Genomic DNA, 15,943 nt, shown 5'->3' with positions numbered 1-15,943 from the left:
ATGATACTTAACGGAATGCCTCTCAGAACATCTTGTTGCCAACTTTTCCTTTCTGCCATCCTGGCCAGTGAGCATCACTGGTGTAGCGAGCTATAGCGTCTTTCTCCTTTAACCGGGGCTGATGACAGGGCTGACTTCCCGTCGTTTGGCGTAACCGGGCAAACTTCTTTATTACGTTTGGGTAGGTTTATCCCCAGAGATTTCTATATCTCAAGCGCCGCCGTGCGCCTGTTTGATGAGATAGATTGGGATAAATACGCCTTAGCGTGCGCTAGTTGCCGTTTGGGAGAAATATTATGATTTATTGGATCTTTTTAGGTTTTGCTATCACCGCCGAAATTATCGGCACTCTGTCCATGAAATACGCTAGCGTCAGCGGCGGTATGACCGGACACATCGTCATGTACGTCATGATCACCTTGTCCTACATCATGCTGTCATTAGCGGTAAAACGCGTGGCCTTGGGCGTCGCCTACGCCTTATGGGAAGGGATCGGTATCCTGTTTATTACCCTGTTCAGCGTGATGCTGTTTGATGAGCCGATTTCCGCACTGAAAGTGCTGGGTCTGGCGGCGTTGATTGCCGGGATCCTGTTGGTGAAATCCGGTACCCGCAAGCCACGAAAACAGGTCAGCCCACGAGGTGACAACCATGCAACAGCTTGAGTTGTACCACATCGGGTTTCTGGCCTTGGCCATCGTACTGGAGATTGTGGCCAACATCTTTCTGAAGATGTCGGACGGTTTTAGCAAGGTTTGGCTGGGGCTGCTGTCGCTGTTGTCGGTATTAGGGGCGTTCAGTGCGCTGGCGCAAGCGGTCAAAGGGATCGATCTTTCGGTCGCTTATGCGCTGTGGGGTGGTTTCGGTATTGCCGCTACCATCGCTGCCGGTTGGATCTTGTTCGGTCAACGACTTAATGCCAAAGGCTGGATGGGGCTGGCCCTGCTGCTGACGGGGATGGTCATTATCAAATTGGCCTAATGCCGCCCCTCACCCTAACCCTCTCCCACGGGGAGAGGGGACCGATCGAGCTCGCTGAAACCTCCTACATTTTCCGAAGCCGCACAGCCTAACCTACAGACACCGGCCAGCCCCCTCTCCTTTTTGGGGAGAGGGCCGGGGTGAGGGGGATTTTTGTTTTACAGCGCCGCGATGATCTTGATTTCGACTTTGAATTTAGGATTCATCAGGCGAGCTTCTACGGTACAGCGTACCGGCGCACTGCCTGCAACGACCCAGGCATCCCAGGCGGCATTCATGGCGGCAAAGTCGTCGCCGTTGGCCAGGAAGATGGTGGCGTCCAAAATCCGGCTCTTGTCCGAACCCACGCGTTCCAGCAACACATCGATAGCGGCCAGGGTGTTGGCGGTTTGCGCCGTGGCATCATCATCCAGATTTTCCGGTACGCTGGTGTAATACACGGTCTCGTTGTGGATCACCGCTTCTGACCAACGCTGTGCCGGATCAATTCGTTCAATATTCATTCATTTATCTCCTAATCATCAACGCCATAAGGGTATCACAGCCGTGAACGGATGTGCGTGTGGATAAAGTCGGTGGTAGCGAGGTGGCAGGCTTGGCATAATCACCGCTGAATGATACCGGCAGAGAGATAGCGTGGCAGACGATTTCGCACCAGAAGGCGCATTGGCGCAGGCAATTAAAGGGTTCAAACCCCGTGAACCGCAAAGACTGATGGCAGAGGCGGTGACCGAAGCGATCAATTTTAAACAGGAACTGGTCGTCGAGGCTGGCACCGGCACCGGGAAAACCTATGCCTATCTGGCACCGGCGCTGCGTTCCAAGCGCAAGGTGATTATTTCTACCGGTTCCAAGGCGTTGCAGGATCAGCTCTATGCCCGCGATCTGCCCACCGTGGCCAAGGCATTAAAATATAAAGGCAAGCTGGCGCTGCTGAAAGGGCGCTCCAACTACCTGTGCCTGGAACGGCTGGAGCAGCAATCCATGGCCGGTGGTGAACTGGCCGGCCAGACGCTGATCGATATGGTGCGTCTGCGTACCTGGTCGACCCTGACGGAAGAAGGGGACATCAGCTCCTGTGGCGATGTGGCGGAAGACAGCTTTGTCTGGCCGCTGGTGACCAGTACCAACGACAACTGCCTGGGCAGTGACTGCCCGCTGTATAAAGAGTGTTTCGTGGTCAAGGCTCGCCGCCGGGCGATGGATGCCGACGTGGTGGTGGTGAACCATCATCTGTTTCTGGCGGATATGGTGGTCAAGGAGGGCGGTTTTGCCGAACTGATCCCGGAAGCTGAGGTGATGATCTTCGACGAAGCGCATCAGATCCCGGATATCGCCAGCCAATACTTCGGCAAGCAGTTGACCAGCCGGCAACTGATGGATCTGGCAAAAGATATCACCATTGCCTACCGCACCGAGGTGCGTGATAGCGCGCAATTGCAAAAAAGCGCCGACCGCCTCAGCCAGAGCACGCAGGATTTTCGTCTGGCGTTGGGGGAGCCGGGTTTTCGCGGCAATCTGCGTGAAGTGCTGACACAGCCTAACGTCCAGCGCGCCTTGCTGCTGCTCGATGATGCGTTGGAGTTATGTTACGACGTGGTCAAGCTTTCCCTCGGCCGTTCGGCGCTGCTCGATGCTGCCTTTGAACGCGCGACACAGTTCCGCGCGCGGCTTAAACGGCTCAAAGAGGTCAATGAGCCCGGTTTCAGCTATTGGTATGAATGCAACTCACGCAACTTTGTGTTGGCGCTGACGCCGCTGACGGTATCAGACCGTTTCCGCGAAATGCTTGATGAAAAGCCGGGCAGCTGGATTTTCACCTCGGCCACGCTGTCGGTGAATGAGCAGATGGGCCATTTTACCGATCGGTTAGGCTTGAATAAGGCCAAAACCTTATTGTTACCCAGCCCGTTTGATTATGCCAATCAGGCGCTACTGTGCGTTCCGCGTTTTCTGCCCTCGCCGAATCAACCCGGAGGCGCACGCCAACTGGCCCGTATGCTGCGGCCAATGATCGAAGCCAACCAAGGACGCTGTTTCTTCCTTTGCACCTCACATCAGATGATGCGTGAACTGGCCGAAGAGTTCCGCGCGACGTTGACGTTACCAGTGTTGCTACAAGGGGAAACCAGTAAGGGCCAGCTATTGGCGCAGTTTGTCGAGGCAGGCAATGCGCTATTGGTCGCTACCAGCAGCTTCTGGGAAGGTGTGGACGTGCGTGGCGATGCGCTCTCCTGCGTGATTATCGATAAACTGCCGTTTACCTCACCAGACGATCCCTTACTCAAGGCGCGCATCGAAGATTGTCGCTTGCGTGGCGGTGACCCGTTCAATGATGTGCAGTTGCCCGATGCGGTGATCACTCTCAAGCAGGGCGTCGGCCGGTTGATCCGCGATACCGACGATCGCGGCGTGCTGGTCATTTGTGATAACCGCCTGGTGATGCGTCCTTATGGTGAAGTGTTCCTTAACAGCTTGCCGCCAACGCCGCGTACCCGCGATCTGGCACAGGCGATTGCCTTCCTTAAGGGCGAATAGGCGCGACTTCGGGGGTGTGCTACAATGCGCGCCCTGTATGAAACCACTGATATTTCCCGCCTGAGGTTTGGCATGTCCACGCGAATTTTAGCGATCGATACGGCGACGGAAGCATGTTCTGTCGCTATCTGGAATCAAGGCGAAGTCCACGCCCTGTTTGAACTGTGCCCACGTGAGCACACCCAGCGCATTTTACCGCTGGTACAGCAGGTGCTGGCCGAATCCGGATTATCCCTTTCACAGCTCGATGCCCTGGCCTTTGGCCGTGGCCCCGGTAGCTTTACCGGCGTGCGTATCGGCATTGGTATTGCCCAAGGGCTGGCGCTCGGTGCTGAACTGCCGATGCTTGGCATCTCCACATTGCAAACCATGGCACAAGGCGCTTGGCGCATGACTGGCGCACAACGGGTGTTGGCGGCGATCGATGCCCGGATGGGCGAGGTCTATTGGGGCCAGTTTGAACGCAAGCTTGATGGCCAGTGGCTGGAAAGCGCCGGAGAAGCGGTCTTGTCCCCGCAGCAGGCGTTGGAACGTGCGCAGCAGTTGCAGGGCGACTGGGCGCATGTTGGCACCGGTTGGCAAACCTACCCGGATCTGGTTGTCGGGTCCTCGCTTAACGTTACCGACGGGCAGATGCTGTTGCCGCAGGCCGAAGATATGTTGCCGCTGGCAGTGCTTGCCTGGCAACAAGGTTTGGCGGTCAATGTAGAAAACGCTGAGCCAACCTATTTACGTAATGAAGTTACCTGGAAGAAGCTACCGGGACGCGAATAGTTTCCTATAGTTATTCTAAAGTTGGCCGCTAGAGAAAACCGCTCTGCCTGCAACTTGCTTTGAGGATCGTTGTCGAAGTTACAGCTAATTCAGGAGATTGCGATGATGTTAACCCGTACTTTGCATAAAAAGCTGTTAACCCTGGCAATCGCAGGCAGCGTGCTGGCCCTCTCTGGCTGTGTGACCATTCCGGATGCCATTCAAGGAACCAGTCCCACGCCGGTTGGGCAACTGTCTCAGGTGCAAAATGCACCGAAACAGTTTACCGGTGCGGAAGCGCGTTTCGGTGGTACCGTGGTTGGCGTGGCTAACGAACGCGGGCGTACCATTCTGGAGATTGCGGCGGTGCCGCTGGATTCGGGAGCTCGTCCGATCTTGGGGGAACCTTCGCAAGGCCGTTTGCTGGCCTCGGTTAACGGCTTCCTCGATCCGGTCGATTTCAGAGGCCAACTGGTCACCGTGGTCGGGCCGATCACCGGTCTGCGCGACGGCAAGATTGGCATGACGCCGTACCGCTTTGTCACCATGGATGCGACCGGCTTCAAACGCTGGCGCATTGCTCAGCAGATCGTGATGCCACCGCAGCCGATGGGGCCGTGGGGCTGGCACAATGGCCCGTGGGGTCCAGGCTGGGGCGGGGGTTATGGTTGGTATAATCCAGGTCCGGCACAGGTGCAGACCTTCGTCACGGAGTAGGGCGCGGTAGTGAGGCAATTTTAGTAACGTTAGGGCGGCTTAATGGCCGCCTTAACTTTTTTTGTTGTGCGGTTACGTCGGCAATTAGTGACGTACATCGCAACCTGAATATTGTTTAAAACCCAAACTGGTACGCTGAGTTAAAATATTGTTAAAGTTTGGCTGCAATTTTGGGGGCTACGATGATAATTAGTAATGATTTCAGGAGTAATAGCTTGGAAAAGGTCTGGTTAAAACGTTACCCGGCGGATGTTCCGGCAGAAATCGATGCCGATCAATACTCATCCCTGATCGAAATGTTCGAGAATGCGGCCGCCCGTTATGCGGATCAACCCGCCTTTATCAACATGGGTGAGGTGATGACCTTCCGCAAGCTGGAAGAGCGCAGCCGAGCGTTTGCCGCCTACCTGCAAAACGAGTTGGGGCTCAAGAAGGGCGACCGCGTGGCGCTGATGATGCCCAACCTGTTGCAATACCCGATTGCCCTGTTCGGCATTTTGCGGGCGGGGATGGTGGTGGTTAACGTCAACCCGCTGTATACCCCGCGTGAGTTGGAACACCAGTTGAACGACAGCGGTGCCAGTGCGATTGTTATCGTGTCCAACTTTGCCCACACCTTGGAAAAGGTGGTGTTCAAGACCCAGGTCAAACACGTCATTCTGACCCGCATGGGCGATCAGCTCTCCGCAGCCAAGGGCACATTGGTCAACTTTGTGGTGAAGTACATCAAGCGGCTGGTGCCTAAATACCATCTGCCGGATGCCATTTCGTTTCGCAGTGCATTACAACGTGGTCGTCGCCTGCAATACGTGAAGCCGGATATTATCAATACCGATCTGGCGTTCCTGCAATATACCGGCGGCACTACCGGCGTGGCCAAAGGGGCGATGCTGACCCACCGTAACATGCAGGCCAACCTGGTTCAGGCCAAGGCAGCTTATGCTCCGTTGCTGCGTGAGGGGCAAGAGCTGGTGGTTACCGCCTTGCCGCTGTATCACATCTTTGCGCTGACGGTGAACTGCCTGCTGTTTATCGAATTGGGCGGCCGTAGCCTGCTGATCACCAACCCGCGTGATATACCCGGCACGGTGAAGGAGCTGGCAAAATATCCGTTCAGCGCCATGACCGGGGTAAATACCCTGTTTAACGCGCTTCTGAACAACGAAGATTTCCGGCAGCTCGACTTCTCCACGTTGCGGCTTTCCGTCGGCGGTGGCATGTCGGTGCAAAAGTCGGTGGCGGAAAAGTGGGAAAAGCTGACCGGTCAGCACTTGTTGGAAGGCTACGGGCTGACGGAGTGTTCTCCGCTGGTTGCCGGCAACCCGCATGATTTGAAGCATTACAGCGGCAGCATTGGCCTACCGGTGCCTTCCACCGATATTCGTCTGGTGGATGATGACGGCAAAGATGTGCCGGTCGGTCAACCGGGTGAACTTTGGGTCAAAGGGCCGCAAGTTATGTTAGGCTATTGGCAACGGCCAGAGGCGACGGACGAAGTGCTGCGCGATGGCTGGCTGGCAACCGGGGATGTGGTTACCGTGGATGATGAGGGCTTTATCCGCATCGTCGATCGTAAAAAAGATATGATCCTGGTTTCCGGCTTTAACGTTTACCCGAATGAGATCGAAGAGGTCGTCAGCCAGCATCCTAAAGTGCTGGAATGTGCGGCAATCGGGGTGCCTAGCGAGGCCTCGGGTGAGGCAGTGAAGATTTGCGTAGTGAAGAAAGATGGGTCACTCACCAAAGAAGAGTTGCTAACCCATTGCCGTCGGCACCTGACAGGGTATAAAGTGCCAAAAATTGTTGAGTTCCGTGACGAGTTGCCGAAGTCGAACGTCGGCAAGATATTACGACGGGAACTGCGTGACGAACAGAAAAAGCCCAAGGCAGCTGATGCTGCCTAGCTGAATTGTTGCCCCCTTTTCAACAACGCCGGTGATTAGCCGGCGTTGTTGTGTTTGAACCTTAAAAACGATGAAGAGAATGACGTTTTGAATTATCAGTTGATCACTACCGACGCCGGGTTGCAGCAGGCCTGCGAGCAGGCAAGAAACTACGCCCAGGTGGCGCTGGATACCGAGTTCGTCCGTACGCGTACCTATTATCCGCAGCTAGGCCTGATCCAGTTATACGATGGTGAACAACTTTCCCTGATCGATCCGCTTCCCATCAAGCAATGGCAGCCTTTTATCGATCTGCTGGCCGATACCGCCGTCGTGAAGTTTCTGCATGCCGGTAGCGAAGATCTGGAGGTGTTTCTGAACGCCTTCAAGACGCTGCCGACACCGATGGTCGACACTCAGATCCTGGCGGCCTTCAGCGGCCATACGCTGTCCTGCGGCTTTGCCAAGCTGGTCACCGAGTATATGCAGGTCGACCTCGATAAGAGTGAATCACGTACCGACTGGTTGGCGCGTCCATTAACCGAACGCCAATGCGTGTATGCTGCGGCCGACGTGTTCTATCTGTTGCCGATGGCCAAACAACTGGTGCAGGAGACCGAGGAGGCGGGTTGGACCGCCGCAGCCGAGAACGAGTGCCGCTTGCTCTGCCAACGGCGTAGCGAGGCGCTGGCGCCGGAATTGGCCTATCGTGAAATTACCAATGCCTGGCAGTTACGTCCGCGCCAGTTGGGTTGCCTGCAACTGCTGGCCGAATGGCGTTTGCGTCAGGCGCGTGAACGCGATCTGGCGGTAAACTTTGTGGTGCGTGAAGAAAACCTGTGGGCCGTGGCGCGTTATATGCCGGGTTCGCTGGGTGAGTTGGAAGCGCTGGGGCTGAGTGGCCCAGAGATCCGCTATCATGGTAAAACCCTGGTGGCGCTGGTGGCACAAGCCAATGCCCTGGAAGAATCCGCCTTGCCGGCACCGTTGAGCAATCTGGTCGACCATCCTGGCTACAAGAAAGTGTTCAAGGATATTAAAGCCGCCATTACCTTGGCGAGCGAGCAGAGTGGCCTGAGCGCCGAGCTGCTGGCTTCGCGTCGGCAAATTAATCAGCTGCTGAATTGGCACTGGAAATTGAAAGAGAGCGAGTCCCTGCCAGAGTTAATCAGTGGTTGGCGCGGTGAGCTATTGGCGGCTCCATTGCAGGCGATCCTACAGGATTATTAATCGTTAAAGGTGAAGCGGGGCAGTTTTAATCAAACTGTTCCGTTTTATCTCGCCAAAAATAAGAATAGGAAAATTTTTACCGCCAGCCTTTACCATAAAGACATTTGCGGCAAAAAGAACTGAGAGTTGTCTCAATAGGGCGGGGTTTTTATTATTGCGGGCGCGTTAATAACTGGATAAATACACAGTTACCCCCTGTATAAAAATATACAGGGGGCACTCATTGCATCGCAATCATTTAGCAGGTTCTTCCGATTCCGGCAGCGTTACGTTAAGTTCAAGTACCGAAATATCGTCCCCTTTCTGCTCGAATTGCACGTGCAGCATTTCGGGGTCGATCTGAATGTATTTACAAATTACCGCTAAAATATCGCGCTTTAAATCAGGCAGATAGTGGGGCTCGCTGTCCCCACGACGACGTTCTGCGACGATAATTTGCAGCCGTTCCTTGGCTACACTGGCTGTCGATTTTTTGCGGGACAGAAAGAAGTCTAACAGAGCCATGGTTTATCCCCCAAAAAGGCGTTTCAGGAAGCCCTTTTTCTCTTCTTCAATGAAGCGGAACGGGCGTTCTTCTCCTAACAGGCGGTGAACGGTATCGTCGTAGGCCTTACCGGCATCGGACTCACCATCAAGAATAACAGGTTCACCCTGGTTAGAGGCACGTAATACCGACTGATCTTCCGGGATCACGCCAACCAGCGGAATACGCAGGATTTCCAGCACGTCTTCCATGCTCAGCATGTCACCACGGCTGACGCGGCCCGGGTTGTAACGGGTGAGCAGCAGATGTTCCTTGATCGGGGATTCCCCTCTCTCGGCACGGCGTGATTTGGACGCCAGAATGCCAAGGATACGGTCGGAGTCACGTACCGAAGACACTTCCGGGTTGGTGGTGATGATGGCTTCATCGGCAAAATACAGCGCCATCAAGGCACCGGTTTCGATCCCCGCCGGTGAGTCACACACCACGAATTCAAAGCCCATCTCATCGAGATCGCCGAGGATTTTTTCCACACCTTCACGGGTCAGGGCGTCTTTATCACGGGTTTGCGAAGCGGGCAGAATGTAGAGATTATCGGTGCGCTTGTCTTTGATTAACGCCTGGTTCAGCGTGGCATCACCTTGAATAACGTTAACAAAATCATAAACTACCCGGCGTTCACACCCCATGATGAGGTCAAGATTACGCAGACCGATATCAAAGTCGATCACCACGGTTTTCTTGCCTTTCTGGGCCAAGCCGGTAGCAATGGCCGCACTTGATGTGGTCTTGCCAACGCCCCCTTTACCCGATGTAACAACAATAATGCGTGCCATGAAATGGATTCCTTGTCAAAAGGGCTTAATTTAAAGGTTGTATGGTTAAAGCATTATCCGACAGGCTGAGCCTTGCTGCCTGCCCGAGGAACTCGGACGGGATCTGATCGCTCAACCAGTACTGCCCTGCGATAGAGACTAGCTCAGCACCCAGATGCGTGCAAAAAATCTGACACTGGGTATCGCCAGAAGCGCCGGCCAGTGCGCGGCCACGCATGCTACCGTAGATATGAATATTGCCGTCGGCAATCAGCTCGGCACCGGCGCTGACGCTACTGGTGACGATCAAATCGCTGTTACGGGCGTAAATCTGTTGGCCTGAACGGACCGGTGTACTGATGATACGCGTTTTGGCCGGGGCATTATCGGGTACCGGCGCAATCACCGGGGCCTGTGGGGCCGCCTTCTGGCCTTTGCCTTCATTGAGTAGCGGCAAACCGGCACGGGCGATGGAGCGCTTCTGCCGTTCATCTTTGCAACCACTGATGCCGACCACGCGCAGCCCAGCCGCAGTGACAGCCCGTTGAATTTCTTTCCAGTCTGCGTCGCCGTCTAGCGTAGCAACATTGATAACGACAGGGGCATTTTTGAGAAAAGCGGGAGCTTGATCCACCTTTTCCTGTAGTGCCTGGCGTATTACCTCGGGTTCGCAATTATGTAAATGAACCACCGATAGGGTAAAACTGCTGCCTTTTAGCTCAATTGGCGATTGTGACATCTATCCTGACTCAGTCTCAGCAACTTAAATCCCCGGAATACCACTCGGGGTGCGATATTCCGAAGTACTATAAGCATGTTATAGTCAGAGTTATATCCAGGCAAGTCGCTGCCTCAATTAAATAGAGTTTAAAAATGTTTTGTGTCATCTATAGAAGCGCTAAACGCGATCAGACTTATCTTTATGTCGAAAAAAAGGACGATTTCTCTCGGGTGCCGGAAGATCTGATGAAAAGTTTCGGCACTCCGCAGTATGCCATGATGCTGTCGCTCGACGGCCGCAAGAAATTGGCGTCAGCGGATATCGAAAAGGTGAAAGAGGCCCTGCAGCAGGAAGGGTTTTATCTGCAGTTCCCGCCGCCGGTGGAAAACCTATTAAACCTTCATTTATCGGATGCCAACAAATAACGTGGCGTCGATTTTCAACCCTGTGTTAACGCCAGCATGTCAGTATTATCTGCCGCTGGCGGCAGGTCGTCACAGGTAGGGAAAATCATGAAGAAGATGTCGATGATGCTGACGCTGCTCCTTTTGGCGGGCGGTGTTCACCAGGTGGGGGCCGCTACTGCTCCTGCCGTAAAGCCAGCCGCGACTACGTTGGCGGAAACCGGGCGTGATCCGGCAGAGTTTCCGGCTTATGTGGCACAGCTTAAGTTGAAGGCCATCAAGCAGGGGATCCCTGAAGCTATCGTTGAGAACGCCTTCGCCAACGCGCATTTTGTCGATCGGGTCATCAATGCCGACCGCAATCAGTTGGAAAAGAAAATCACGCTGGATGACTATCTTAACCGTGTGTTGCCCGCGTGGAAGATCCAGCGGGGTCGTGAGATGCGTCAGCAATATCAGCCACGATTGGCGCGAGTGACCGCGCGTTACGGTGTTCCGGAACCCTATATTGTCGCGCTTTGGGGCATGGAAAGTGCTTTTGGCAAAATACAGGGTAAGGAAGACGTCATTTCTGCCCTGGCGACGCTGGCGTTTGAAGGGCGGCGCGAAGCGTTCTTTACCAAGCAACTGATGGCGGCCTTACAGATTATTGAGCAAGGCCATGTCGATGCGGGCAATCTGAAAGGATCCTGGGCCGGGGCGATGGGGCAGAGCCAGTTTATGCCTACCTCGTTTTTGACCTATGCCGCAGACGGGGATGGCGACGGTAAAATCGATATCTGGAATAACCTTGACGATGTGTTTGCCTCCACGGCCAACTATCTGGCTACCGAGGGCTGGCAAGCCGGAGTGGGTTGGGGCCGTGAGGTCAAACTGCCCGCGAAATTCAATGCTGACCAACTGGGACTGAAAGATGCCCAGGGGCATCGCGAGGAGCAGTGGGCGGCCAAAGGAGTGGTGTTAGCCGATGGCTCACCGTTACCGGCTTCTGGCTTGCGCAGTTGGGTAATCGCTCCAGATGATATGCAAGGACGCGCGTTCCTGGTTTATGATAACTTCCGTACTCTCATGCACTGGAATCGTTCGTACTATTTCGCAATCAGTGTGGGAATGATGGCCGACGGTATTGGCCAAGAGATCAGTACCGGTAAGGTGCCTGGAACGGCACCCCGTACATAGAATGGGCTAAGGTTGACTGGCCCTTAAACTGTAGTTGGGAGAGGCGGTATGTATCAACATAGAGACTGGCAAGGTGCGTTGCTTGATTTCCCGGTAAGCAAAGTGGTTTGTGTAGGCAGCAACTACAGCGATCACATCAAGGAAATGGGGAGTTCAACCCCGTCTGAGCCGGTGTTGTTTATCAAACCCGAGACGGCATTGTGTGACATTCGGCAACCGGTAGCCATCCCCAAGGGGCTGGGCTCGATTCATCATGAGGTCGAATTGGCGGTGCTGATCGGGACCCCGTTAAAGCAGGCCAATGAAGACCGCGTGGCCCGTGCCATTGCAGGGTACGGCGTGGCGTTGGATCTGACCTTGCGCGATCTGCAAGCTGGGTTCAAAAAAGCGGGCCAACCTTGGGAAAAGGCCAAGGGATTTGATGGTTCTTGCCCGATCTCCGGTTTTATTCCGGTGGCTGAGTTTGGCGATCCGCAAAATACTGAACTGTCGTTGTCGATCAATGACGAACTGCGTCAGCAGGGCAATACCCGCGATATGATCAACCCCATTTTGCCGTTGATCGCCTATATGAGCCGTTTTTTCACGTTGCGTGCAGGCGACATCATTCTGACCGGCACTCCGCAGGGGGTCGGGCCAATGGTTTCCGGCGATATGCTGAAAATTTCGCTTAACGGTAAAACCCTCAGTACCCGAGTGATTTAACTCCGCGCTATCTTTCTGCCTGCCAGGCCTAACGTGGGCCGCAGGCAGGATCCTCTTAAGTACCTTACACTGATACTAACGACGTTCGATGCGGGGGCCGCAAGCCGGGGAAACATTTCCTTTTGCGCCGAGTGTCTATATAGTGTGCCCCCTTGAACCTGCTTGCAGGTGGTTTGTTCATTTACCTATTTTCGGAAGTCGATATGTCACAACTCCCTTTTTGGCAACAGAAAACGCTGGACGAAATGTCTGAGGCAGAGTGGGAATCGCTGTGCGACGGATGTGGGCAATGCTGTCTGAACAAGCTGATCGATGAAGATACCGATGAGATTTATTTCACCAATGTGGCCTGCGATCAGCTCAATATCAAATCCTGCCAGTGCCGCAACTACGAGCGCCGCTTTGAGCTGGAAGAAGACTGCATCAAGCTGACGCGCGAAAACCTCACTACGTTCGATTGGCTGCCGCCAACCTGTGCCTACCGTCTGATCGGCGAAGGTAAGCCGCTATTCGACTGGCACCCGTTAGTCAGCGGATCAAAAGCAGCTATGCACGGCGAGCGTATCACCGTGCGCCATATCGCGGTGCGTGAAAGCGAAGTCGTGGATTGGCAAGACCACATTCTCAACAAACCGAGCTGGGCCAGATAAGAAGTAGTTCCCTACTGTACCTGAGCCTAAGTAGCTGTATTCATAGTGCTACAGGCGAGAGTCATGCAGAACGCCGACACGCCTTGAACCCGTCCCCGGGGGCTCGCAATCGCGCATCCTTGCGCTCAACGGTCGGCTAACCTGCAATGACTCCCACCTGTCTCAAGCTTTAGGTGTAGCGGTTAAAGGCAATGTGAGCCGCAGAATTACCGCACCACCAAGACCGACGTTTTGGCATACCTGACCACCGATGACGCCGTTGTGCCAAGTAAGAAGGTGGTGATATTTGGTCTGCGGGAGCCGACAACGATCAGATCGGCGTTGATCTCTTCGGCAAAATTCAATATCCGATCCCTCGGCGCACCAATTTCTACCGAACAGTGCACCCGACCTTCTGGGATATCAAACGCCATCACGACTTTCTTTAACTCCGCCAGCGCGATCTGTATCCGCTCGTCATCGCTGGGGAGTAGCCGCTCGGGGTGTGACAGCCCATATTCATAATAAGAGAGCATGGGGGAGAGTACGGCGAGAAAATGGATCTGTGGGTAGTCCATTTTTGCCAGTGAATTAATCGGGGGAATGACTTTCTGTGTTAACTCGATTTCAGCCAAATCAATCGGCGCCAAGATAGTCTTGTACATACAACCTCCTAAGTCAGTCGGTGATGTGCATAACTACTGCGCGATCAATATACTACATCTGCAAGAACGTTGGGGTGACACAGATCGAAGTTGTGGCAACCCCATAAGGATATCGGCATTTATATCAGCGGTTGGTGTAATAACGTTTCCAACACTTTCAGCGGTGCATTCTGCGGTGTCTTCATGGCGTTCACCGGCAAAATAAAAGTCTGCTCCAACATAAATTGCCCGGCCATGGCGGCATGCGGCGTTTGGTCGGAGAAACAGATCCAACTGCTGCCAGGGGGGAATTCAACGGCCTGCTGTGGGCCGCTTTCCTGATAGTCTTTATCTGCTTTCATCGCATCGTGCATTTGCAGCATCAGGTGATCGTAATGGCTGCGGCGCGTTTTGGTAATGCCGACCTTGTCTTGCAACCAACTGGCCAGGGGCGAATAACGCTTCAGGCGTGGCAGGAAACGTTGCGCCAACTCAGGGAACGGCTCGCCAACGCGCCACAGGCGGCTTTCACCATGAGGATTGATATTGGTGAAGATACGTAAAATACGGTTGCCATAGTTGGGGCGCGAAGGGAATGCATCGACATGCAGACGGCTGTCGTCCTTACGCCATGAGGTCGCGGCTGTCCATGCAGAGATGGGGTGCAGACGCAGGCTATTGGTGGGCATTTGCACCGTGTGTCGATATTCGGGCAACACGGCTTTGATTAAATGCTGGCAGGCCTGATGATGCCGAGCCAGTAATTTATGCACCGCCTCACGCTTGGCCTCAAGGGCAACTCCTGTCAGCTTTTGCTGTTCGGGCTGATAACTAATATTCTTGCGCTTGGGGTCAACCAGCTCCGGGGTGAGCAAAGTTTTTTCTTCTTCGCTCAGATTAAACGCCAGATGAGGGAAATAGAGTACCTTACCGCTTTCTAGCGCGGCAACGGCATCTAAAGTGGAAGGAGAAGTGGCGCTCCAGTCTGAATAGGGAAGCGTCACGATAGCCGATTGCAGATTGATGTTATTGTCTGACATAGTGATCCCTTGCACAAAATACCCGGTCTATTTATTGGTTGCTACCGTCCAGCGGTTGAACCCCTGCGGCGCTAAATCATGCAGATCATAGCCGAAATAGCGTGCGAACCTGGCGGCGAGGTTAAACGAAAGTTAAACGAGTGGGTAAATAAATCAGGGAGGATGTGGGGAGTGGCTTATATACGTCATCATTGTATTAATAACCCCCCTAAAGTATTAATTCGGCGAATGAAAAACGACCAGCCTGCCATTAAGTGTAGCCAATATATCTCTGCTCGGCCGTGAGGGGATTGTCAAAGGTGAGGGATATACCGCTGAGAGGACGCAACAAAACTTAATGTTATGTAAATTACGCCGTAATGGCCGGGTGAGCGCTTCTTTTTAAACAAAATCTTAGGTAGTTTGTCGGCACCTCCGCCCTGTGATGAGAATTTAGTGATGAAGATGGTGCGCCTGTTTGCCGTGGCCGGAGTACTGATCGTGCTCGTGTATTACTTTACTCATATGTGACGTCGGTTCAGCACATCCGATGCAATAAAAAACGGCGCCCTCAGGCGCCGTTTTTGCGATGTTTAGCGTTAGCGGCCAAACAGATCGCGTTTACGCTGGCGGACAAACTGGCTGAGCAGAACCACAATCCCGATCAGCAAATAGGCAGCAAAGATCCCCACCAACCACTGTGGCATTTCCAATGACAGGAACTGCCACTGACGTACTGAACAGTCACCCGAGGCGTGGAATACCGCAGGCACCCATTTGTCTAGCGGCAGCCAGGAAGGGAAGCTGACAAAGAAATCACAGGTATTGAACGGCGATGGATGCAGCTGGATCATCGTGTGTTTCCAGGCTAACTGCAGGCCTTCCCAGGCGCTGTAGACCCACAGCAGGATCGCCACATAGCGCAACGGCGATTTCGGTGCCAACGCACCGAGCAGCGACGCTCCCAAGATCCCGAACAGCGCGACGCGTTCGTAGATACACATTACGCAAGGCTGCAACAGCATCACGTGCTGAAAATAGAGGGCCGCCAACTCCAGTACCAATGCAGTCAGAGCCATCAACAGCCAAGCACCGCGCCCCTGCGAGCAGCGGTTAAAGAATTGCAACATATCTATATTCTTCCATGCAGTAAGCAATTGAACCGGCAGTGTAAACCAATTCATCCCCGCTGCCAGCTACCTAAAGACGATTCCGTGAAAAATATCATCGTTTGCGGGGAT

At 53.9% G+C, this 15,943-nt stretch carries 18 protein-coding genes; 11 read left to right on the top strand and 7 right to left on the bottom strand.

The features are described from left to right. Window positions 1-296: 296 nt before the first annotated feature. A complete protein-coding gene (gene mdtJ / locus U869_RS0106160) occupies window positions 297-665 on the top strand; it encodes a multidrug/spermidine efflux SMR transporter subunit MdtJ (RefSeq protein ID WP_025121054.1) in 369 nt (122 codons plus the stop codon). Beyond that, window positions 652-981 carry a multidrug/spermidine efflux SMR transporter subunit MdtI gene (gene mdtI, locus U869_RS0106155; protein ID WP_025121053.1) on the top strand — a complete coding sequence of 110 codons (330 nt, stop codon included), beginning with the start codon at window positions 652-654 and terminating at the stop codon, window positions 979-981. Before mdtJ ends, mdtI begins: the two co-directional genes overlap by 14 nt. A 158-nt stretch (window positions 982-1,139) precedes the next feature. Here the strand turns inward: mdtI and U869_RS0106150 are convergent, their stop codons facing one another. Beyond that, a complete protein-coding gene (locus U869_RS0106150; RefSeq protein WP_025121052.1) occupies window positions 1,140-1,484 on the bottom strand; it encodes a RidA family protein in 345 nt (114 codons plus the stop codon). A gap of 133 nt (window positions 1,485-1,617) precedes the next feature. On the opposite strand from U869_RS0106150, the gene U869_RS0106145 reads away from it, so the two are divergent. From U869_RS0106145 to rnd, 5 genes are all read left to right on the top strand, one after another. Next, window positions 1,618-3,519 (top strand): ATP-dependent DNA helicase, encoded by a 1,902-nt coding sequence (locus U869_RS0106145; RefSeq protein WP_025121051.1) that lies wholly within the window; start codon window positions 1,618-1,620, stop codon window positions 3,517-3,519. Between the two features lie 72 nt (window positions 3,520-3,591). Next, entirely contained in the window at window positions 3,592-4,293 is a 702-nt protein-coding gene (gene tsaB, locus U869_RS0106140; RefSeq protein WP_025121050.1) for a tRNA (adenosine(37)-N6)-threonylcarbamoyltransferase complex dimerization subunit type 1 TsaB, read from the top strand. Between the two features lie 105 nt (window positions 4,294-4,398). After that, on the top strand, window positions 4,399-4,989 hold the full coding sequence (locus U869_RS0106135; protein WP_081795897.1) for a Slp family lipoprotein: 591 nt from the start codon (window positions 4,399-4,401) through the stop codon (window positions 4,987-4,989). Between the two features lie 215 nt (window positions 4,990-5,204). Then, the gene (gene fadD, locus U869_RS0106130; protein ID WP_025121048.1) at window positions 5,205-6,893 is read left to right on the top strand and encodes a long-chain-fatty-acid--CoA ligase FadD; all 1,689 of its coding nucleotides are present in this window, start codon (window positions 5,205-5,207) and stop codon (window positions 6,891-6,893) included. A gap of 87 nt (window positions 6,894-6,980) precedes the next feature. Then, window positions 6,981-8,102, top strand: a complete 1,122-nt coding sequence (gene rnd / locus U869_RS0106125; protein WP_025121047.1) for a ribonuclease D — start codon at window positions 6,981-6,983, stop codon at window positions 8,100-8,102. A gap of 234 nt (window positions 8,103-8,336) precedes the next feature. Here the strand turns inward: rnd and minE are convergent, their stop codons facing one another. From minE to minC, 3 genes are read right to left on the bottom strand one after another with little or no spacing between them, the layout of a single operon-like run. Beyond that, window positions 8,337-8,606 carry a cell division topological specificity factor MinE gene (gene minE / locus U869_RS0106120; RefSeq protein ID WP_025121046.1) on the bottom strand — a complete coding sequence of 90 codons (270 nt, stop codon included), beginning with the start codon at window positions 8,604-8,606 and terminating at the stop codon, window positions 8,337-8,339. A 3-nt stretch (window positions 8,607-8,609) separates the two neighbouring features. Next, window positions 8,610-9,422, bottom strand: coding sequence for a septum site-determining protein MinD (gene minD / locus U869_RS0106115; RefSeq protein WP_025121045.1), 813 nt, complete (start codon window positions 9,420-9,422; stop codon window positions 8,610-8,612). A 25-nt stretch (window positions 9,423-9,447) separates the two neighbouring features. Then, window positions 9,448-10,140, bottom strand: coding sequence for a septum site-determining protein MinC (gene minC / locus U869_RS0106110; protein WP_025121044.1), 693 nt, complete (start codon window positions 10,138-10,140; stop codon window positions 9,448-9,450). 134 nt (window positions 10,141-10,274) lie between these two features. Between minC and U869_RS0106105 the strand changes: the two genes are divergently transcribed. From U869_RS0106105 to U869_RS0106090, 4 genes are all read left to right on the top strand, one after another. Further along, window positions 10,275-10,547, top strand: a complete 273-nt coding sequence (locus U869_RS0106105) for a YcgL domain-containing protein (RefSeq protein ID WP_025121043.1) — start codon at window positions 10,275-10,277, stop codon at window positions 10,545-10,547. Between the two features lie 96 nt (window positions 10,548-10,643). Then, window positions 10,644-11,705 carry a lytic transglycosylase domain-containing protein gene (locus tag U869_RS0106100; RefSeq protein WP_051588661.1) on the top strand — a complete coding sequence of 354 codons (1,062 nt, stop codon included), beginning with the start codon at window positions 10,644-10,646 and terminating at the stop codon, window positions 11,703-11,705. A gap of 48 nt (window positions 11,706-11,753) precedes the next feature. Beyond that, complete coding sequence (locus tag U869_RS0106095) at window positions 11,754-12,410, top strand: fumarylacetoacetate hydrolase family protein (RefSeq protein WP_025121041.1); 657 nt, start codon at window positions 11,754-11,756, stop codon at window positions 12,408-12,410. Window positions 12,411-12,613: 203 nt separating this feature from the next. Beyond that, window positions 12,614-13,060 (top strand): YcgN family cysteine cluster protein, encoded by a 447-nt coding sequence (locus U869_RS0106090; protein ID WP_021181179.1) that lies wholly within the window; start codon window positions 12,614-12,616, stop codon window positions 13,058-13,060. Window positions 13,061-13,266: 206 nt separating this feature from the next. Here the strand turns inward: U869_RS0106090 and U869_RS0106085 are convergent, their stop codons facing one another. From U869_RS0106085 to dsbB, 3 genes are all read right to left on the bottom strand, one after another. Further along, window positions 13,267-13,704, bottom strand: coding sequence for a universal stress protein (locus U869_RS0106085; RefSeq protein WP_025121040.1), 438 nt, complete (start codon window positions 13,702-13,704; stop codon window positions 13,267-13,269). 119 nt (window positions 13,705-13,823) lie between these two features. Continuing rightward, window positions 13,824-14,723 carry a Kdo hydroxylase family protein gene (locus tag U869_RS0106080; protein WP_025121039.1) on the bottom strand — a complete coding sequence of 300 codons (900 nt, stop codon included), beginning with the start codon at window positions 14,721-14,723 and terminating at the stop codon, window positions 13,824-13,826. Between the two features lie 578 nt (window positions 14,724-15,301). Further along, window positions 15,302-15,832 carry a disulfide bond formation protein DsbB gene (gene dsbB / locus U869_RS0106075; RefSeq protein ID WP_025121038.1) on the bottom strand — a complete coding sequence of 177 codons (531 nt, stop codon included), beginning with the start codon at window positions 15,830-15,832 and terminating at the stop codon, window positions 15,302-15,304. Window positions 15,833-15,943 lie beyond the last annotated feature (111 nt).

Source organism: Serratia sp. H1w (assembly GCF_000633355.1).
Taxonomy (GTDB): Bacteria; Pseudomonadota; Gammaproteobacteria; order Enterobacterales; family Enterobacteriaceae; genus Chania.
This window is presented reverse-complemented; position numbering and strand designations above follow the sequence as displayed.